Genomic DNA, 20,780 nt, shown 5'->3' with positions numbered 1-20,780 from the left:
TTCGGAGGTGAAGTTTGTGAGCGTCTCCAATGGGACAGCGTTGGGCGTAGAGATTGACGGAAAATCGTATTCTGCGAAATCCGGACAAACCATTCTGCAGGTCATGCTGGACCACGGTGTCGAACATCCACACGTTTGTTATCATCCCAATTTAGGACCGATACAGACCTGCGATACGTGTATGGTAGAGGTGAACGGTCGGTTGGTGCGTGCCTGCTCGACCACGGTCACGCCCGGGATGAGTGTGGTCACCACGGCTGAGACAGCGCAAAGGGCGCGCAAAGAGGCGATGGACCGGATCTTGGAAAACCACATGCTCTACTGCACGGTCTGCGACAACAACAATGGGAACTGTGTGCTACATAATACGGCGGAACTCATGCAGATTGAGCACCAGTCGTATCCGTACAGACCCAAGGGCTATCAGAAGGACATGTCCAATCCGTTCTATCGGTACGATCCTGACCAGTGTATCCTCTGTGGACGTTGCGTTGAGGCTTGTCAAAACCTGCAGGTGAACGAGACGCTGTCGATTGACTGGGAACGGGACATGCCGCGCGTGATCTGGGATAATGACGTACCGATTGACGAATCGTCCTGCGTTTCCTGCGGGCACTGTGTTTCAGTCTGCCCCACGAACGCCCTGATGGAGAAGTCCATGCTGGGAGAGGCGGGGTACCTGTCCGGCATTTCCAGCCCTGTCTTGAACTCTATGATTGACTTGGTGAAACAGGTGGAGCCCGGGTATGGGGGGATTTTTGCGATTTCGGAAATGGAGTCGGCGATGCGGGAATCACGCATCCAGAAGACGAAGACGGTCTGCACGTTTTGTGGGGTCGGCTGCTCGTTTGACGTGTGGACCAAAGGACGCAAAATTCTCAAAGTGGAACCGACCGAGAAGGCGCCGGTCAACGGTGTTTCGACGTGTGTTAAGGGAAAGTTCGGTTGGGACTTTGTCAACAGTGATAAGCGTCTGACCAAGCCCTTGATTCGCCGGGGGGACCGCTTTGTCGAGGCCACCTGGGATGAGGCGCTGGACCTTATTGCTACCCGGTTTCGCGAGATCAAGGAACAGTATGGTCCGCACGCGTTTGGTTTCATTTCGTCTTCCAAGGTGACGAACGAGGAAAACTACTTAATGCAAAAGTTGGCGCGGGCGGTGATTGGCACGAACAACGTGGACAATTGCTCGCGTTATTGCCAATCCCCTGCGACCGATGGCCTGCTTCGCACCGTCGGGCTGGCCGGAGACTCCGGAACCATTGCCGACATCGCCGCTGCTGGGTTGGTTATAGTGATTGGCGCCAATCCGGCCGAGGCGCATCCAGTCTTGGCGACACGGGTCAAGCGGGCGCACAAGCTGCATGGTCAACAATTGGTGGTGGTGGACCTGCGCAAGCACGAATTGGCGGAGCGGGCCGATTTGTTTGTCCGGCCCAAACCAGGCACGGACGCGGTGTGGTTGGCCGCAGTGACGAAGTACATCATTGAGCAAGGCTGGCACGATGTTAGGTTTATCCAGGATAAGGTGAATGGGTTTGACGCGTATGTCGAGTCACTCGCTCCGTACACGCTGGAATACGCGGAGGAGGTTACGGGAATCGAAAAGGCGCACTTGGTGGAGATCGCCCAGCGTATTCATGAGGCCAATGGGGTGGCTATCCTGTGGGCCATGGGCGTGACGCAGCACTGCGGGGGCAGTGACACCAGCGCGGCCATCAGCAATCTCCTGCTGGTGACGGGGAACTACGGACGCAAGGGTGCTGGGGCATTCCCGCTGCGTGGACACAACAATGTCCAAGGAGCTTGCGATTTTGGGACCTTACCCAACTGGTTGCCGGGATATCAGTTGGTGAGTGATGAAAAAGCGCGAGCACGGTTTGCAACCGTCTGGGGAACTGAGCTTCCGGAGAAACCCGGCCTGGATAATCAGCAGATGCTGGAAGCGATTCTAGCCGGCAATCTGCATGCCATGTACCTGATGGGCGAAGACATGGCTTGGGTGGATAGTAATGCGAATCATGTACAGGAGGCGCTCAGCCGACTCGACTTCTTCGTGGTTCAGGACATGTTCCTGACCAAGACGGCTCAGTTTGCCGATGTCGTTCTGCCGGCCGCCCCCAGTCTTGAAAAAGACGGGACGTTCACGAACACGGAGCGACGCATTCAGAGGTTGTATCGGGTTTTGCCACCGCTAGGCGAGTCCAAACCGGACTGGGAAATCCTCTGCGCCATAGCGAATCGTTTGGGGGCGAATTGGACCTATCGCCACCCCGGCGACGTGATGGCGGAGGCAGCGCAGGTAGCCCCGCTGTTTGCGGGTGTGACGTACGAGCGACTGGCCGGTTACAACAGCCTGTTGTGGCCCGTCGCCGCAGACGGATCGGACACACCTAGGTTGTACGAGAACGGTTTTGCCTTCCGGGATGGGCGGGCGCGCCTAGCTCCGGCCGAGTGGATGCCGCCCCAGGGCGCGGACGAGGAGTTCGATCTGTTCTTAAACAATGGTCGTTTGCTGGAACACTTTCATGAAGGGAACATGACCTATCAATCGCCTGGATTGGCGAAAAAGGTGCCGGACACTTTTGTGGAGGTATCGCCGGAGCTGGCTGCCGAGCGGGGCATTGAATCAGGCTCCCTGGTGCGGCTGGTATCTCGCTACGGAGCGGTAAAACTGCGCGCCGTGGTGACCGACCGGGTCCACGACAAGGAGCTGTATGTACCGATGAACACCACCCGGGACGAAGCGGCCGTCAACTTGCTAACCGGATCGGCCACGGACAGGCGAACAGACACGCCTGCCTATAAGGAGACGTATGTGCGTATGGAGGTGCTGCGTTCCCGTGGCGATTCGCCACTGCCGCGGAACAACCCACGGTTCGGTCGCCGCAACCCGCAACGCGGCGTAGAAGTGGAACGGAAGTGGCGCCGACCTGGATATGTACCAGTGGAGGACAAGGTGCAGGAGGGGATGACCCATGGCGCGACCCATTAATGTCGTGGAGCGTACAGAACAAACCGCAGAACGCCAGCAGGCGGAGGCGCTGCAGGAGTTATCGGTGATGGTGGCTAAGCACCATGACGTTTTGATGGAGATGCTGACGGTCGCCAAGGATCTCAACGACAGCGGTGTATTCGACATCCTGCATGGCCTCCTCAGCGCAAAGGAAAGGGTTGCGGCGATTGCTCTCGAACAAGCTTTAAAACCGGGTGTCGTAAATATCCTGAAAAACGCTATGATGGCCATACAGGTGGTGGCCAGTCTCTCGCCAGATACCCTGGCAGCCCTAGGGGATGCGGCTTTGGCCGGACTGGAGGGTGGACAACAGGCCTTGGAGCGCAAAGGAAAACCCGGCCTTTTGCGTGTCATGCGCGACCTGCGCGATCCGAACGTGCAGCGCGCTTTGACCTGGCTGTTGGGGTTTTTGCGCGGTATGGGGGAACGGCTGCCGTCATAGGAAGGAGGCGCATCTGCATGCGTCGAACGGGGCGATTACCTGTGCAGATGGAGCGACCGGTACTGCGGTACCGTTCGGGAGAGTATAAAGACGAGGTAGATCAGGTCGCTAGCGAGTACGCCCTTACGATTTATGTGAATGACCAAGAAATGGCAACCGTGGTGTGTACGCCGGAATACCTCGAAGACTTGGTCGTAGGATTTCTAGCTTCAGAGGGCGTCATCCGGTCTATGGATCAGATAAAAGACCTGCAGTTGAGTACGTTCATGGGAACGGCTCGTGTTCGCACGACGACGGACGTGAACTTCAACCAGGCGTTTTACAACAAACGGTACATTGCGTCTTGTTGTGGCAAGAGCCGGCAGAGCTTTTACTTTCTGAACGATGCCCACACCGCCAAGTGGGTGGACGATGACGTCTCCTTGGGAGCTGCCGAGATTTTCCGCTTGGTCAAGGAGATGGAGGAAGCAGCCGCCGTGTTTCATGCCACAGGTGGGGTTCACACCGCTTGTTTGGCGGACACTCAACACCTTCTTCTTGCGCGTACGGACATCGGCAGGCACAACGCGCTGGATAAACTGTACGGCTACGCCCTTCGGCAAGGACTGACCCTTGATGGGAAGGTGGTCACATTTAGTGGCCGCCTCTCTTCAGAGGTTGTCTTAAAGGTGGCGAAAATCGGGGTCGGTATCGTCTTGGCGAAATCGGCCCCGACGGCGTTGGCTTTGGATATTGCAGAGGAGTTAAATATCACCACGGTTGGGTTTGTGCGCGGGGATGCGTTCAACGTCTATACCCACCCGTGGCGAATTGCCCGTTGAACAAGGGAAGGCGTCGTCTCGTAGGTGGGCTGAGAAGGGGCGCTCGGCGTTCAAGCCCAAGCGTTGCGCAGAACGGAGGCACAAATGGACTGGACAGATTGGGCATGGCCATTCTTACATGCCATGGGAACCATCGCATACGCAGCCAGTGGTGCCTTTGTGGCATTTGCGGCGCGTTATCGTCTGGTGGGGGTCTATGTGCTCGGACTGGTGACTTCGTTTGGTGGCGGAGTTATTCGGAATACCCTGATTGGTCTCCCGGTGAATGAGTTGTGGGATAAGCAGATGTTTCTGCTCGTGCTCGTCACGTTGACGGTTCTCTACGTCGTTTCAAAGAAGTGGCTCCATTATTGGCGGCGTTGGGGGTATTTGTTCGACTCGATTGGACTTGCGTCGTTTTCTCTTCAGGGAGCTCTTTACGCGAGTCAGGTCAGCCACAATCTGTTCGTCATTGTGGCGGTGGCTCTGTTTGCTGGCGTCGGCGGGGGCATGATTCGGGATGTGCTGGCCGGGCGAAAACCAGTGGTACTCCAGGAGCAAGTACCAGCCTTGTTAACGGGATTTGTCGCCTTGACCGTATGGCTAGGCGGGGATAGGTACACCCATCCACTGCCGTTCCTGGGGTTGGTCACCTCTGTGGTGATTCTTCGAATGCTTTCCATCCAGTTGAACTGGCGTCAGGTGATTCACTGGCTTCAGACCCACATGCGGAACGCAGTGTAAGCCTAAATCCATTCGGGGATATGTCGCTATCGACGAACTTCAAAGCGTGGGTCATGGGCGTGTTGTCGAACTCCGAATGGAACTGCAACACGCCCTCGCCTTCGTTACCCCAGTTCCATCCCTTTTGATTCCCGCCAAAGCACAACCAGGAGGACCATCACGGCCGATGCAATGGCCACGGCATACATCATCGCATGGCCCAATCCGCCCATAGGACTAAGGCGACGCATAATAAGCGCGCCGGGGTTGAATAGCTCTCGTTCGCCATCGTGAGTGGTTGTTGTTATGAAGCCTGGGTGCACATCTGCTCGCAGATTAACTCAAGCAGCAGGTCAACGGCGCAGTCTACCGTTTGATAATCCAGTTTTAAGCGGGTATGGTAGGCCTGATATGCAGCGCGACGCCGCAGAAACAGCTCGTGAACTTCTTCTAACTTTAACTTCTGAAGTAACGGTCGAGAATCTACGACCAGACGGTATCGTTCGTTGACCCAATAGTCCCAGTCGATATCGAGATAGACGACAATGCCGTCGCGTAGGCATGCGCGGCGGATTTCATCCTGGAGAAATGCCCCGCCACCGAGAGAGAGCACACTGCGAGTTGCGCCGCAGTGGCGAAGCACCATCTCTCGTTCCCTGGTGCGGAATACGGATTCCCCGTACGTCTCGAAAATATCGGGAATGCTCATGCCGAAGTCTTGCTCAATCTGTTCATCCACGTCAATAAAGGTGCGGCCCAGTCGACTGGCGACGGCCCGGCCGATGGTGGTTTTTCCTGCCCCCATGAAACCGGTAAACACAATCGTTTTGTCAATCGCCGCGGGTGCGTGACCGTCCATCGCAAACACCTGCCTGGTCCGGGGCCCGGATTCCACGAACCGCTGATCATCGTCTTACGATTGTATCCGTGTCGGCATGAACATGTCAATTGCAAAGAACCAGCGCCAGACGGGACCTGCCTCATCTGGCGCTGTTGATGGCTGTCTTCACAGCGTTCCGCGCGTTCAACTAAGGGCCGCTTGGGCCGCCGCCAAGCGGGCGACGGGAACACGGAAAGGGGAGCAGCTGACATAGTCGAGTCCCGCGTTGTGACAGAAGCGGATGGAGGCGGGGTCTCCTCCGTGTTCGCCACAGATGCCGGTTTTCAGGCTGGAACGGGTGCTGCGGCCACGTTCTACGCCGAGTTTGACCAACTGGCCGACGCCGTCTTCATCCAACACGGCAAACGGGTTTTCCGGCAGGATGCCTTCATCGACATATTGGTGCAAGAACTTACCCTCCGCATCGTCACGGCTAAACCCGAATGTGGTCTGTGTCAGGTCGTTGGTGCCAAAGGAGAAGAACTCAGCCTCGGTGGCAATCTGGTCGGCGGTCAGGGCCGCGCGTGGCACTTCAATCATGGTTCCCACCGACACTGGAACTTTCACTCCGCGTTCGGCGAGCACAGCTTGGGCCGTGTCGATTACCAGAGACCGCATCCGGCGCAGTTCTTCAACGTGTCCTACGAGCGGTATCATCACTTCGGGGCGCGGGTCGAGCCCTTCCGATACGAGACGAGCGGCCGCCTGGAAGATGGCGCGGACCTGCATTTCGTAGACTTCTGGGAAGGTGATGCCCAGTCGGCAGCCGCGGTGCCCCAACATCGGATTGAGTTCGTGCAGGGCGCGCACTTGTGCCAACATCTGCTCCACACCGGCCAGTTCCGCATCCACTTCGGTGACCTCCTGTCCACCCTGGAGCAGACTGCGCCGGGTACGTAGGCTGGCCTGGCGGGCAATCAGTTTCTCCAGGTTGGGGAGAAACTCGTGCAAGGGCGGATCGAGCAAGCGAATCGTCACCGGCAGACCGTCCATCGCCTTTAGGATGCCGTAGAAATCGTCTTCCTGCATCGGCAGCAGCTGGTCCAGCGCGCGCTGGCGCTCTTCCTGGGTGGCGGCTAAGATCATCCTCTGCACCACGGGCACGCGCTCCGGGTGCATGAACATGTGCTCGGTGCGACAGAGGCCGATGCCTTCGGCACCGAGTTCACGTGCGCGCTGCGCGTCTTCGGGGGTGTCCGCATTGGCGCGCACCCCTAGGCGGCGGGTCTCATCTGCCCAGGACAAGAGCTTCTGAAAGTGGTCGGAAAGTTTCGGTGCCACCCGCGGTACATCGCCGAGGAATACGCGGCCGCTGGCGCCATCGATACTCATAACGTCCCCTTCTGCCAGCACGCGTTCGCCAACCTGCAGCGTTTTGTCGCGCGCGTTGATGCGCAGGGTATCACACCCGCACACGCACGGCTTGCCCATGCCGCGGGCGACGACGGCGGCGTGGCTGGTCATGCCGCCCCGGCTGGTGAGGATGCCTTCGGCGGCCAGGATGCCATGGATGTCTTCCGGTGTGGTCTCCGTACGGACGAGGATAACCTTCTCACCGCGGTCGGCCCACGCCTTAGCGTCATCCGCCGTAAAGACGATGCGGCCGCTGGCGGCGCCGGGTGAAGCAGGCAGCCCTTTGGCCAGCTCAGTCACTGTGGCGGATTCGTCCATGCGCATATGCAGCAGCTGACTGAGTGTGGCCGGGTTGACGCGTTTCAGGGCAGTGGCCCGGTCAATCCGGCCTTCTTCCACCAGATCGACGGCGATACGGACCGCCGCCTCTGGCGTGCGTTTGGTCGCGCGGGTTTGCAGCAGGTAAAGGCGGCCGCGTTCGACCGTAAACTCGATGTCCTGTACATCCTGAAAATGAGCCTCCAACTGTTCGCATACCTGAATAAATTGTTCGTACACGTCGGGCATTTCTTGTTCAAGCTGTTGAATGGGCTGGGGGGTGCGAATGCCCGCCACGACATCCTCGCCCTGGGCGTTCATTAGGTATTCGCCAAACACTCCCGGTTCACCCGTGGACGGGTTGCGGGTAAAGGCCACGCCCGTGCCCGAGTCGTCCCCCATGTTTCCGAACACCATGCCCTGTACGTTGACGGCCGTGCCCAGGCTGTCGGGGATGCCGCTGACCTTGCGGTAGACCGTGGCGCGATCGTTGTCCCAGGAGGCATACACGGCGCCGATGGCCATGCGCAGCTGCTGACGAGGATCGTCTGGGAACGGACGTCCGGTTTCGTGCTCGACAATGTCAAGGTAGGAGTGGACGATGTCGGCCAGGGCGTCCGCGTTGAGCTGTTGATCCGTCTCCACCCCAGCGCGCCGGCGGGCTGATTCCAACTGTCGTTCAAAGCGATGGATGGGGACGCCCAGGACTACATCGGCAAACATCTGGATGAAACGGCGGTATGAGTCGAGCGCAAAACGCCGATTTTGCGTCCGGCGGGCCAAGCCTTCTACCGTGGTGGGGTTGAGCCCCAGGTTCAAAATCGTATCCATCATACCTGGCATCGAAATCGGAGCTCCCGACCGGACCGAGACGAGGAGCGGATTGTCCGCGCCCCCAAACGTCTTGCCCGTGCGCTCTTCCAGCCACTGAATGGCCTCTTCCACCTCTTGATAAACGTCTTCCGGCAAATTGCGATGGGCTTGATAGATTCCGCAGAGTTGCGTCGTCAGTGTGAACCCGGGCGGCACCGGCAGCCCGGCCTGGGTCATTTCTACCAGGTTTGCCCCTTTTCCGCCAAGCAGCATCTTGTCCGGACGGATGGGGTCATCAAATCGGTACACCCATTTGCTCATGTTCGTCCCCCCAGCTCAGAAAACTTGTACAGGTCGATTGGTATAGCTTATCTCGAAAATAGTATATCATAATACACCGCATTGTGTGATGCTCAAAGTGCATATAGGGGGACATAATTCAGCGTGAATTTAGATAGAGTTTGGATCTGACATACAAAATGCTTGGTAATAAAGTGAAAGATGCAGGGACAAACGCTGCACCGGATCGTCCAAGTTGGATTGCAGAATGGATGCCAGCTGCTCCAGTCGGTGATACAGCGTCTGGCGATGAATGTACAGGGCAGCGGCCGTACGCTGCTTCGAGCGGTCGCAGTCCAAATAAACGCGCAGCGTGTGCAAAAGTTCACTGCCGTGTTGACGGTCGTAGTCGGTGACCTTATTCAAGTCGGATGCGGCCACGGCGGCCGCGTCCGGTGAATCGGCCAGCAAGGACAACCAGCGAAACACCCCGGCCTCATCATACATGCGCCAGCGTGGGCTTGGGACTCGTTGACAGATGAACAGCGCCCTTTGCGCGTCCTCATGGCTGCTTGGAATTTCAACCAGGGTCGTAGCGACGCGGCCCACGCCCATGCGAAGCGTCGTGGCGGTGAGCGGCTCGAATTGTCTGGAGAGGGCGGCGTGCAGCTCTGCAAAAGCTGCGTCCAGGGCGTGTGTCCACTCTCGCTCTTTTGAGGAACGTTCGAGCAAGCAGACGACGGATTCCCGGCGGGTGGTCAGGCGTACGCCGAAACCTTGCGAGCAGAAGGCGGACTGAATCAGGTGCCGAAGGAGGCCTTGCCGCGATTCGGTCAATCGATCTACGCGCGAGTCAGGCTGACTGTGCCCGGATGGTGAGCGCACTTGTTGAACTGCATTCAGGCTTGCCGCCTCGAGGCTTTCCACACACTGGAAGGCAAGCACCGCCACGCGGCAGCACGTATTCGGTGTCCTCGGCAGGCCGTCTCCTGTGATCCTGGTCGCTCGGCCGGCGATGACCGCCTCGACCCAGTCTTCCTCATACTGAGCCTCTCGCTCGCAGATGAGGATCTGTTTGTGCAGGTCCTCCGTGATATCGACAAACCGCACCCGCTCGGGAAATACAAGAATCGGAAAGTTGGCTTGGTCCGCCATCTGCCGGATCTGGACAGGAAGCTCGTGGATAGTCGTGCCCAGCTCAATGCACAGCGCAGCCGCCTGGCCGTCCATCAATTGCTGCAGAAAGGATTGAAACTGTTCCAGGCGTTGGCCGAATCCCAGTCCGGTGGTCAACACCAGTTCACCGCCGCGGATGTGCTCGCGCGCGTTGGGCACGTCGAGGATGTGTACCCAGCGGACGGGCCGCCACAGGCCGCCGCTACCTGCAACGAGGCGGGACGAACGCAACGGCGGACGTTTCAGGGCATCCGAAACGCGGACGCAATTGGGCATCGTACATGCCTCCATTTCTGTCCCATCGTCAAAGGAAATTCCAGATGAAAAAGCGCGTCAGGTAAGACTGAATTGACAGTATGTCGGGGATGTCATGGGAAGGGTCATACAGTATGTATCGTGATGCGGAAGTCTACCTATGATACCTTATTCGCAGGTTAGTTTATCATGACAATTCAAATAGTTGCGGACAATGGGGGATGACGGTGGAAACATCGACAGCAGAGCTGATAGCGCGGCAGAGACGGTACCTGGCGCCGAGCGTGGCGACCTACTATGATGAACCGCTGGTGTTCAGCCATGGCAGGGGATGCTACCTGTTCGACCACGCGGGCAGACAGTACCTCGACTTCTTTGGCGGGATTCTCACCGTATCGGTGGGGCATGCCCAGGAGCAGGTCAACGCGGCGGTCATCGACCAGATTCAAAAGTTAACTCACGTCTCGACCTTGTACATCACGGAGCCGATGGTCGACTTGGCAGAGCGCCTGGCCCGGATGGCGCCCGGGAATTTGGAGGTCAGTTTCTTCACGAACAGCGGCACAGAGGCCAACGAGACGGCCATCGCGATGGCGCGCATGGCGACCGGATCGTACGAAGTGATTGCTCTGCGCCACAGCTACAGTGGTCGATCCGCCCTTGCCACCACCCTGACCGGCCAAGCGGGCTGGAAGTTGGGGATGCACGGGCTGCCCGGCGTGGTGCACGCGATGAACGCGTACTGTTACCGCTGTCCGTTCGGCCGCACCCCGGACACCTGTGGACTGGAGTGTGCCAAAGACCTTGAGGAGACCATTCGCACGGCCACGTCCGGGCGCGTGGCGGCTCTGATTGTGGAGCCGATTCAAGGCGTGGGCGGATTCATCACGCCTCCCGACGAGTATCTGCAGGAGGTTGCCCGCATTGTGCACAAGTACGGCGGCCTGTTCATCGCAGACGAGGTGCAGACCGGTTTTGGCCGCACCGGGCGGGCGTTTGGTATCGAACACGCCGGGGTAAATCCGGACCTGATGACGTTCGCGAAGGGTTTGGCCAACGGTCATCCCATCGGGGCCACGATGGCGACGCGGGAGGTGGGGGATGCGTACAAAGCCAGCACCATCTCCACGTTCGGCGGCAATCCGGTGTCTATGCGCGCTGCGCTGGCTACTCTGGACGTCATCGAAGAGCAGGACCTGACCGCCAACGCGCAGAGACAAGGCGCGCGGCTGCGGGCCGGATTAGAGGGGCTAAAGGCCCGCTATCCGATGATTGGGGATGTCCGCGGCAAAGGCTTGATGCAGGGCCTGGAGTTTGTCCGCAGCCATAAGGAGCCGGCACCGGACCTCGTCAACCGGTTCTTCGCCTATACCAAGGAGAGTGGCTTGCTGATTGGCAAAGGCGGATTATACGGCAACACGGTCCGCATCGCGCCACCACTCACGGTCAGCGCTGCCCAGGTGGACGATGCCTTGGCAGTGATGGGCGAGGCGCTGGCGCGCATGGTCAGAGAGGAACCGCAGTTGCAGCACATCGTCGATTAACGAGGTTGGCCAGAAAGGTGATACGTACTTAGAAAGGGGCACTGCCGATGAAACTGAAGAACTACATTGGTGGCACGTTCTGTGCGCCGGCGGAGGTCGGGGTGCTCGAGGTACCCAACCCGGCCACTGGGGAACGGTTGGCTGAGGTACCCCTGTCCGCCCCCGCCGAGGTGGAAAAAGCCGTGTTGGCCGCACGGGAGGCGGCGGTGGAGTGGGCAGCCGTCCCGGTGGTGGAGCGCGCACGCATCCTGTTTAGCTACCGCGATTTGCTGGAGCGTTATAAAGAAGATCTGGCGGTTCTGGTCACCACCGAAAACGGCAAGAACCTCGACGACGCTCGTGGCGAAGTGCGGCGCGGGATTGAGGTGGTGGAGTTTGCCTGCGGGATACCCACCCTGATGATGGGCCAGACCGTGCCGGACGTTGCGCGCGGCATCGACTCGGAGGTCTATCGTTACCCCGTCGGCGTCGTTGCTGGCATTACGCCATTCAACTTTCCCTTCATGGTTCCGCTCTGGCTGTATCCGATTGCCATTGCCTGCGGCAACGCGTTCATCCTCAAACCGTCTGAACGGACTCCGCTGTCGGCGGTGCGCCAAGCCGAGTTGCTGGCGGAGGCCGGCTTGCCGGCAGGGGTATTCAACGTCGTCCACGGGAGCAAAGAGGTAGTGGACGCACTGCTGACTCACCCGGAGATTTCCGCCATCTCCTTTGTCGGATCCGCCCCGGTGGCCCAGTACGTCTACAAGACGGCGGCGGCCCACGGCAAACGTGTGCAGGCGCTGGCTGGCGCGAAGAACCACCACATCATCCTCCGCGACGCGGTGCTCGACAAGGCCGTCGAGATTCTTGTAGCCTCCGCCTACGGGAATGCGGGGGAACGCTGTCTGGCCGGCAGTGTGGCGGTTGTCGAGGAGGCCATTGCGGACGAGTTTGTCCAGCGGTTTGCGGATGCGGCTCGTCAGCTCCCGATGGGCAGTGGACTCGAGCCGGGCAAAGAGCTGGGGCCGGTCATCCGCGCCGAGCATCGCGACCGGATTATCCGCTTCATCGAACAGGGAGTGGCCGAAGGCGCGACCTTGGTCGTGGACGGTCGGGAGGCGGACTTGGTGCGGGGCCCCGGTTTTTTCTTGGGGGCGACGTTGTTTGATCACGTCCGTCCCGAGATGACCATCGCTCAGGAGGAAATCTTCGGACCGGTCCTGTCGGTCATCCGTGTCCGCGACCTGGACGAAGCGATTGCGGTGGCCAACCGTTCCCGCTACGGCAACGCGGCTGTCCTGTATACGCAAAGCGGTGCGGCGGCACGCAAGTTCCGCGAGCGGATGGAAGCCGGGATGCTGGGCGTGAACATCGGGGTCCCGTCACCCATGGCGTTTTACCCGTTCTCCGGCTGGAAAGGCTCGTTTTTTGGCGACCTGCACGCCACTGGCCGCGACGGAGTCGAGTTTTACACCCGGAAGAAGGTGATCACCAGCCGCTGGTTGGAGCTTTAAAGAGGTTATCCGAGGACGGACATACTCAGCACGGACATACTCATATCATTTAGGCAAGAGCATGTTGGGGGGATGCTCATGACCAGTCCTCCGCTCAAACCGTCGGTCATGCGCGACGAGACTGACGGCGACGCGCTGCACAGCAGTATCCATCCGCCGTTGCCGAAGCTCCAGGTTCTGAATGAAGCCCATCGCTGCCTGTACTGTTACGAGGCTCCCTGCACAAAAGCTTGTCCCACACATATCGACGTTCCGGCGTTTATCCGTAAAATTGCTACCGGCAACCTACTTGGCAGCGCCCGGGTCATCATGGAAGCCAATCCGGTCGGCGCCAGTTGTGCCCGCGTCTGCCCTACGGAGAACCTGTGCGAAGGTGCCTGTGTCCTGGCTCCAGACGAGGCACCGATTCACATTGGCGACCTGCAGCGCTATGCCACCGACTGGGCTCGGGAGCACGATGTGCAGCTGTTCACGCCCGGACCGGACAGCGGCCGCCACGTGGCGGTCGTTGGGGGTGGACCAGCCGGGTTGGCGGCCGCCCGCGAGCTGCGCCGCTTTGGCCACGCTGTGACGCTGTTTGAGACCAAACCAAAGCTTGGTGGTTTGGACACGTACGGAATCGTGCCGTTTCGCCTGCCCATGGAAGCGGCGCTGTGGGAGGCCGAGCAGGTCATAAACATGGGGGTGAACGTACGCACCGATACAGTGGTGGGACTCGACATCTCTGCCGACGCCATCGTGTCCGAATTTGACGCGGTCGTGTTGGCCTGCGGGATGGGCTATGTCCCGGAGCTCGGTATCCCGGGCGAAGACCTGTCTGGGGTGTGGGATGCCATCGAGTTCATCGAACGGGCCAAGACCGGGGAAACCGTGTCGGTGCCAGGTCGGGTGGCCGTGATTGGCGCCGGGAATACGGCCATCGATGCAGCCACTTGCGCTCGCCGCCTGGGCGCCGAAGAGGTCGTAATTTACTATCGCCGGACGGATCGGGAAATGACGGCGTATCCCAGTGAGTACGAGTTCGCGAAGAAGGAGGGCGTCGAATTTCGCTGGCGCTGTCTGCCGGTGCGCATTCTCGGGGGCGGTGGCCGCGTACAGGGCATCGAGTTTGTCGCCACCGATCTCGTCCGTGAAGCGGATGGCCGGCAACAGGTGCTGCCCATTCCCGGCAGTGAGTTCATGGTGGCGGTCGATGTGGTCATCCGCGCCATCGGCCAATCGCGCCGGACGGCGCTCCTTAAGGCGTTTGGCGTTGCGCACACAGGAGGAGTGGTCAAAACCGACGGAACGCGCACGAATCTGAGCAAAGTGTTCGCTGCCGGGGATTGCACGTTCGCCAAGGGCGGGCGCGAGGCGATGGTCGTGGAGGCGGCAGAGCAGGGCAAACAGGCGGCGCGCGAGGTGCACGCGTTCTTGTGCGGACAAGGCAAAGGGGGGATGTAGGCATGGCGGACCTGTCCAGCAATTTGGCGGGAATTCGCAGCCCGAACCCATTCTGGCTCGCCTCGGCGCCACCGACCAACAGCGGTTATCAGGTGATGCGCGCGTTTGAGGCCGGTTGGGGCGGGGCAGTGTGGAAGACGTTGACGGATAATCCCATCGTTAACGTCAGCTCGCGTTTTGCCGGGCTGCGCCTGCGGGGGCAGCCGATGGCCGGCATGAACAATATTGAACTCATCACCGACCGGCCCCTGGAGGATAACCTGCGTGAGATCCGCGACGTCAAGCGGCGCTTTCCCGACCGGGCGGTGGTGGCGTCCCTGATGATGGAGCCGAAGCGAGAGCGCTGGCACGAGGTGGTGAAACGGGTTCAGGACGCGGGCGTGGACGGTTTTGAGCTGAACTTCGGCTGTCCGCATGGCATGTCGGAGAGGGGCATGGGATCGGCCGTTGGTCAGGTGCCTGACCTAGTCCGGCAAAATACCGAGTGGGTTGCCGAAGTGGCCGAAGTGCCGGTTATTGTCAAGCTGACGCCAAACATCACCGATATCCGCCACACCGCCCGCGCCGCGGTCCAGGGCGGAGCCAGCGCGGTGAGCATGATTAACACCATCAACAGTCTGATGGGGGTCGACCTGGACACGTGGAACCCGATTCCGCACGTCGATGGCCAAGGCGCGCACGGGGGCTACTGCGGGCCCGCGGTCAAGCCCATCGCACTGCACATGGTGGCCGATTGCGCCCGCGATCCGCAGGTGTCCGTTCCCATCTCTGGCATCGGCGGCATCGCGACGTGGCAGGATGCGGCCGAATTTCTGCTCATGGGCGCGAGCAATGTGCAGGTCTGCACTGCGGTCATGTATCAGGGCTTTCGCATCATCGAAGACTTGATCGACGGGTTGAACAACTACCTGGACAGCCGGGGTCTCGCCCGTGTAGAGGACTTGATTGGCAAGGCGGTCCACAAATACGTGGAGTGGAACGACCTAAACCTTTCCTATAAAGTAGTCGCGCACATCGATGCGGACCTTTGCATCCACTGTAATCGCTGCTACATTGCCTGTGAGGACGCCGCCCACCAGTGCATTCACCCCGTTCCGAGCCAAGACCATCCACCCAACCTGGTGGTCGATGAACAGGAGTGTGTGGGCTGCAATCTCTGCCACATGGTCTGTCCGGTGGACGGCTGCATCACCATGATCCCGGTTGATACCGGCAGGCCGCCGGAAACGTGGCGTCAGCGGCAAGCCGCCCACGCGTAGGCAAGGCAGTCTGTTTGATATTATCTAAAATATCATATTATTTATAGAACAGACAAAAACAGTGAGAGGGGTGGGCCGTATGGGAACGGTGATTCGCGGTGGAACCGTAGTCACAGCCACGGACATCCAGGATGCGGACGTGCTCATTGAAGGTGAGGTGGTGACGGCGATTGCCCGCCATATCGACACGGCGAGCCGTCAAGTAATCGACGCTACAGGATGCTACGTGTTTCCAGGCGGGATCGATCCGCACACCCACCTCGACATGCCGTTTGGCGGCACGGTGACGGCGGACGACTTTCGTACCGGGACCATCGCAGCCGCCTTTGGCGGCACGACGACGGTGATTGATTTTGCCCTACACAACAAGGGCGACACGCTGCACAACGCAATTCGCACCTGGCATGGCAAGGCCGAGGGAAAGGCAGCAATCGACTACGCCTTTCACGTCATGGTGGGGGACATGAACGAGCAGGTGCGAAGTGAAATCCCCCGCATCGTCACGGACGAAGGCGTATCCTCCTTCAAGGTGTTTCTCGCCTACAAGAACAACCTGCAGGTGGACGACGAGACGCTTTTCCAGACCCTGCGCATGGCGGCGCAAAGTGGGGCGCTCGTGCAGGTGCACGCGGAGAACGGCGACGTGATTGACGTCTTGGTGCGCGAGGCGTTGGCCAAGGGCCAGGTGGAGCCGAAGTACCATGCCTTGACGAGGCCTCCGGAAGCGGAAGGGGAGGCAACGGAGCGGGCCATCCGCCTGGCGGAGATTGCTGGCGCACCGCTATACGTTGTACACGTCACCTGCGCGCAGGCCGCAGAGGCCATCAGCGACGCCCGCAAGCGCGGCCTGCCGATTTTTGGCGAGACCTGCCCCCAGTACCTAGTCTGCGACTACAGCGACTACGAGCGGCCTGGCTTTGAGGGGGCCAAATACGTCATGTCGCCGCCGCTTCGCGAAAAATCCCATCAGGAGGTGTTGTGGAACAAACTACGCAATGGGGAACTGTTGGCGTTCGGATCGGACCAGTGTTCGTTCAATTTCAAGGGGCAGAAGGAGCTCGGGCTGAACGACTTTTCCAAGATCCCCAACGGGGCACCGACGATTGAGGACCGGATGGCCATCCTCTATCACTACGGCGTCAACGAGGGACGCATCTCCATCAACCGCTTCGTCGCTTTGACTTCCACCAACAACGCTAAGCTGTTTGGCCTATTCCCGCGCAAGGGTACGGTGGCGGTAGGGAGCGACGCCGACCTGGTGATTTGGGATCCGGACGTGGAACGTACGATTTCGGCGGCCACACACCATATGAACGTGGACAACAACATCTTTGAGGGCATGCGCGTGCGCGGCCAGGCGCGAACAGTCCTTCTGCGTGGTCAGGTGATTGTCGACAGAGGCCAGTTCTACGGACATCCGGGCATGGGCCGTTTCCAGCGGTGTGGCCGGGTGCACGGGAACGTCTTGTAGTATCGCGCCGAGGGTGAACGAAGGGAGGCATGTTCATGGCTGGAAACGAGGTCACTATTGGTTTAATCCAGGCGCACCACGACGTGGATGGGCGAGAGCCTGTGGCGGTGCACAAGCAGGCGGCCATTGAAAAACATGTCCGGCTCATCCGACAGGCGGTCAAGGAAGGAGCGAAGGTGGTCTGTCTGCAGGAGCTTTTCTATGGCCCCTACTTCTGCACGGAACAGGACCCCAAGTGGTACGAGGCGGCGGAACCGGTGCCGGACGGTCCCACCATCCGTCGGATGCAGGACTTGGCGAAGGAGTTGGACGTCGTTCTGGTGGTCCCCGTCTACGAAGAGGCGCTGGCGGGTGTGTATTACAACACGGCCGCGGTCATCGACGCGGACGGCCGGTATCTCGGCAAATACCGCAAGCATCACATTCCCCAGGTTCAGGCGGGGCCGGCCGGGTGCGGGTTCTGGGAGAAGTATTACTTCAAGCCCGGTTCTGGCGGCTATCCGGTGTTTGACACCCGCTACGCAAAAATCGGCGTCTACATCTGCTATGACCGGCACTTCCCGGAGGGGGCGAGGCTTTTAGGATTGAACGGGGCCGAGCTGGTGCTCAATCCGTCCGCGACCGTGGCCGGGCTGTCCGAGTATCTGTGGAAGCTGGAACAGCCGGCCCACGCGGTGGCCAACGGGTACTACGTCGGCGCCATCAACCGAGTTGGCTGGGAGACGCCTTGGAACATGGGCGAGTTTTACGGTCAATCGTACCTGGTCGACCCGCGCGGCGAATTTGTGGCGATGGGTTCGCGGGATGCGGACGAAGTTGTGCTCGGCGTCATGGATAGGCGACAGATTGCGGAGGTTCGTAACACCTGGCAGTTCTTCCGGGATCGGCGGCCGGAAACGTATACCGGCATGGTAGAGCTTCTGCCGTAGGCACAAAGCGGCTCATTATGGCTGAGGGCTACCGTTGCCCTCGGCCATCCGGAAAGGAGGCGAATCGATGCAGACACAAGTGCAGCAGGGTGATGTCGTGGTCTTGACCGAGGCGGCCGTTCGTTCCGTCGAGGGGAATCACGCCCTCTGGAATGAGGATTTACGTCCCTGCAACCGTACAGAACACGCGTGGCCGGGGGCCAAGTTTGCGTCGCTGTGGATTGGCATGTGCATCTGTTTGCCCACCTATTCGATGGCCAGCGGCTTTATCGCCCTTGGGATGAACTGGTGGGAAGCGGTACTGACGATTTTAATCGGCAGCTGCATTGTCCTGATTCCGATTTTGCTCATGTCGCATGCCGGCACCAAGTTCGGGATTCCGTATCCGGTGTTTGCCCGGCTGTGGTTCGGCAAGTGGGGGGCGCACATCCCTGCCTTGGCGCGGGCGGTGATTGCGGCCGGTTGGTTTGGCATCAATTCGTGGTTCGGCGGTCAGGCGCTGGACGCCATTCTCGGCCGGGTAATACCGGGGTGGACCGGCTTCTCGTGGCACCTGGGCATTTCGTTTCTCATCTTTTGGGCCATCAATGTCTTGATTGCCATGCGCGGTCCTCAGGCCATCGGCAAGCTGGCCGTGTTCGCCGCACCCACGCTCGCTCTTGGTGCCATCGTGCTCCTCATTTGGGCTGCCTCGCAAGCGGGGGGATTCGGCGCCATGCTGTCCGCACCGGCCACCATTCACGGGGCGAAGTTTTGGGCCGCGTTTTACCCATCGGTCATCGGGGTCATTGCTTTCTGGGCGACGATGGCGCTGAACATCCCCGACTACACTCGCTACGCGAAGACGCAAAAAGGGCAAGTGCTTGGGCAAACCCTCTCCATGCCGCTGACCATGGCCTTGTTTTCTTTCATCGGTATCGCGGTGACTTCCGCAACGGTTGTGCTCTATCACCAAGCCCTCTGGGATCCGGTTCAACTCATCGTCAAGTTTCCGACCATCATGGTCATCGTCTCGGGCATCGTCGTCATCCTGTCCTCGGTCACTATCAACGTGGGCGCCAACGTCATGGCCCCAGCCCGTGCCTTCGAGAACCTTTGGCCGCGGCGCATCACGTTTGGCATCGGGGCCATCATCACCGGCCTGTTGGCTTTGTGCATGCAGCCGTGGTACGTGATGTCCGAGTTCAGCAACTACATTTTCAACTGGCTCGGTACGTACGGCACCCTCCTTGGGCCGTTTGACGGCATTGCCATCGCGGATTATTGGTTGGTTCGCTCTTGTCGGCTGGACCTATTGGCGCTGTACTCAGACAGTGGGCGCTATGATTACGCCCGCGGTTTTAACCTGCGCGCCGTGGCAGCGCTCGTGGTCGGCTGGGTGATTGCCCTGCTCGGACTCGTTTTCCCGCCGCTGAAGTTCCTCTGGAGTGGAGGGTGGTTGTTCAGCCTGCTCGGAGGACTCATCGCCTATGCCCTGCTCATGCGCGGGCACGAGTCGGTGTTGACGGATGCCGAGTACGAGCGGATGACCAGGGTCGAGCCGAATCCGGGGCCTGTCGGCGGTGCAGTGGTTGACGTATAAGCGGAGCTGTGAGTGAAGATTGATGATGGCGGCCGCTGGCCCCACCTTCGCCAGCGGCAATGGCGGCCACGTTTGCCGCCCTGCCCAGGTATTAGCATACGCCGCAGATGTGGAAGTGATGTGAAGACGTAGTGAACCTTTGGTGAACCCCCATGGCACGTAGTCCGGAAAGGGGCGTCCGAACTATCGCTGACCTTAACGGTCGTCACTGGTGACCAGGCCCCGGGGTTATCGCTCAGCCCAACCACAATTCCGTCAGCCGTCCGTCTAGTACAGCCTTTTCTAGGTGTAGGCGGACGGTCTCTTGCTGATTAATCCATTCGTAATCGAATGGTTATTCCCTATTGACAGATGACTAATTAAATATATAATCAATATTGTTAACAATATTGATTATAGATAGAGGGGTATCCAAGCGGTAATCCTGACAGCTCTGTAACCGCTGTCATATTTCTCAATATTCTCGTGGGAGGTGGGCGACGATGGGCCGTCGACAGAGCATTGAAATTCCAGGAGTGAATCATGGGAGCACGCCGATTCCTCAGGGTGCGAAATTAGGCAGAATCGTTTTTTCGTCGGCAATCGCAGGAGCTGACCCCAAAACTGGAAAAATTCCCGAAAAACCTGAAAGACAGGTTCAACTTGCCTTCGAAAACGTGCGGCGGTTTATGGAAATCTGTGGCGGGACAACCGAGGACATTGGTCGCGTCACGGTCTATCTAGAAGAGGAGCGTTATCGTGATCTCGTAAACACAGAATGGGTCAAGATGTTTCCGGATCCCAACAGCAGACCTGCACGGCACTCGATTGTGACTCGGCTTCGCAATGGCGCCATCGTTCAATTGGAACTTATCGCCGTCTTGGATTCCGATGAGGGGTTGAAAACTGCTCCCTAATTTATAGACACTATGGACGTTTATTATATTCTATATCTATGAAACTTAGTGATTGGGCTAGAAAAAATGGGATATCATATAAGACGCTGGGTAAAAGAAGGCCGC

At 59.2% G+C, this 20,780-nt stretch carries 15 protein-coding genes; 12 read left to right on the top strand and 3 right to left on the bottom strand.

Going from position 1 to position 20,780, the window contains the following annotated elements:
- The first annotated feature begins 16 nt into the window (after positions 1 to 16).
- The 4 genes from fdhF to H522_RS0114585 all read left to right on the top strand — a co-directional run bounded on the left by fdhF (position 17) and on the right by H522_RS0114585 (position 5,002).
- Entirely contained in the window at positions 17 to 2,995 is a 2,979-nt protein-coding gene (gene fdhF, locus H522_RS0114600) for a formate dehydrogenase subunit alpha (RefSeq protein WP_245578136.1), read from the top strand.
- The gene (locus H522_RS0114595; protein ID WP_026962909.1) at positions 2,979 to 3,458 is read left to right on the top strand and encodes a helical membrane plugin domain-containing protein; all 480 of its coding nucleotides are present in this window, start codon (positions 2,979 to 2,981) and stop codon (positions 3,456 to 3,458) included. Before fdhF ends, H522_RS0114595 begins: the two co-directional genes overlap by 17 nt.
- Positions 3,459 to 3,475: 17 nt before the next feature.
- On the top strand, positions 3,476 to 4,279 hold the full coding sequence (fdhD, locus tag H522_RS0114590) for a formate dehydrogenase accessory sulfurtransferase FdhD (RefSeq protein ID WP_035454230.1): 804 nt from the start codon (positions 3,476 to 3,478) through the stop codon (positions 4,277 to 4,279).
- Between the two features lie 84 nt (positions 4,280 to 4,363).
- Positions 4,364 to 5,002 carry a trimeric intracellular cation channel family protein gene (locus tag H522_RS0114585; protein ID WP_051344324.1) on the top strand — a complete coding sequence of 213 codons (639 nt, stop codon included), beginning with the start codon at positions 4,364 to 4,366 and terminating at the stop codon, positions 5,000 to 5,002.
- A 283-nt stretch (positions 5,003 to 5,285) separates the two neighbouring features.
- Here H522_RS0114585 and H522_RS0114580 read toward each other — a convergent pair whose 3' ends face one another.
- The 3 genes from H522_RS0114580 to H522_RS0114570 all read right to left on the bottom strand — a co-directional run bounded on the left by H522_RS0114580 (position 5,286) and on the right by H522_RS0114570 (position 10,076).
- Complete coding sequence (locus H522_RS0114580) at positions 5,286 to 5,840, bottom strand: shikimate kinase (RefSeq protein ID WP_026962906.1); 555 nt, start codon at positions 5,838 to 5,840, stop codon at positions 5,286 to 5,288.
- A gap of 165 nt (positions 5,841 to 6,005) precedes the next feature.
- Complete coding sequence (ppdK, locus tag H522_RS0114575) at positions 6,006 to 8,666, bottom strand: pyruvate, phosphate dikinase (RefSeq protein WP_026962905.1); 2,661 nt, start codon at positions 8,664 to 8,666, stop codon at positions 6,006 to 6,008.
- A 129-nt stretch (positions 8,667 to 8,795) separates the two neighbouring features.
- Positions 8,796 to 10,076, bottom strand: a complete 1,281-nt coding sequence (locus tag H522_RS0114570) for a PucR family transcriptional regulator (RefSeq protein WP_026962904.1) — start codon at positions 10,074 to 10,076, stop codon at positions 8,796 to 8,798.
- A 206-nt stretch (positions 10,077 to 10,282) separates the two neighbouring features.
- On the opposite strand from H522_RS0114570, the gene H522_RS0114565 reads away from it, so the two are divergent.
- From H522_RS0114565 to H522_RS0114530, 8 genes are all read left to right on the top strand, one after another.
- Positions 10,283 to 11,599 (top strand): aspartate aminotransferase family protein, encoded by a 1,317-nt coding sequence (locus H522_RS0114565; protein ID WP_211230697.1) that lies wholly within the window; start codon positions 10,283 to 10,285, stop codon positions 11,597 to 11,599.
- 47 nt (positions 11,600 to 11,646) lie between these two features.
- On the top strand, positions 11,647 to 13,095 hold the full coding sequence (locus tag H522_RS0114560) for a CoA-acylating methylmalonate-semialdehyde dehydrogenase (RefSeq protein ID WP_035454226.1): 1,449 nt from the start codon (positions 11,647 to 11,649) through the stop codon (positions 13,093 to 13,095).
- Positions 13,096 to 13,203: 108 nt separating this feature from the next.
- Positions 13,204 to 14,538: an NAD(P)-dependent oxidoreductase gene (locus H522_RS0114555; RefSeq protein ID WP_026962901.1), complete on the top strand. Its 1,335-nt coding sequence runs from the start codon at positions 13,204 to 13,206 to the stop codon at positions 14,536 to 14,538.
- 2 nt (positions 14,539 to 14,540) lie between these two features.
- Positions 14,541 to 15,797, top strand: a complete 1,257-nt coding sequence (gene preA, locus H522_RS0114550) for an NAD-dependent dihydropyrimidine dehydrogenase subunit PreA (protein ID WP_026962900.1) — start codon at positions 14,541 to 14,543, stop codon at positions 15,795 to 15,797.
- Positions 15,798 to 15,876: 79 nt separating this feature from the next.
- A complete protein-coding gene (gene hydA / locus H522_RS0114545; protein WP_026962899.1) occupies positions 15,877 to 17,268 on the top strand; it encodes a dihydropyrimidinase in 1,392 nt (463 codons plus the stop codon).
- Between the two features lie 35 nt (positions 17,269 to 17,303).
- On the top strand, positions 17,304 to 18,197 hold the full coding sequence (locus H522_RS0114540) for a nitrilase-related carbon-nitrogen hydrolase (protein WP_035454223.1): 894 nt from the start codon (positions 17,304 to 17,306) through the stop codon (positions 18,195 to 18,197).
- 67 nt (positions 18,198 to 18,264) lie between these two features.
- Positions 18,265 to 19,779 (top strand): NCS1 family nucleobase:cation symporter-1, encoded by a 1,515-nt coding sequence (locus tag H522_RS0114535; RefSeq protein WP_026962897.1) that lies wholly within the window; start codon positions 18,265 to 18,267, stop codon positions 19,777 to 19,779.
- 482 nt (positions 19,780 to 20,261) lie between these two features.
- Positions 20,262 to 20,675, top strand: coding sequence for a RidA family protein (locus H522_RS0114530; RefSeq protein ID WP_026962896.1), 414 nt, complete (start codon positions 20,262 to 20,264; stop codon positions 20,673 to 20,675).
- Positions 20,676 to 20,780: the final 105 nt, after the last annotated feature.

It is taken from the genome of Alicyclobacillus herbarius DSM 13609 (assembly GCF_000430585.1).
Lineage (GTDB): Bacteria > Bacillota > Bacilli > Alicyclobacillales > Alicyclobacillaceae > Alicyclobacillus_G > Alicyclobacillus_G herbarius.
The sequence above is the reverse complement of the archived record's forward strand: the minus strand, read 5'-3'. Positions and strand labels throughout refer to the sequence as shown.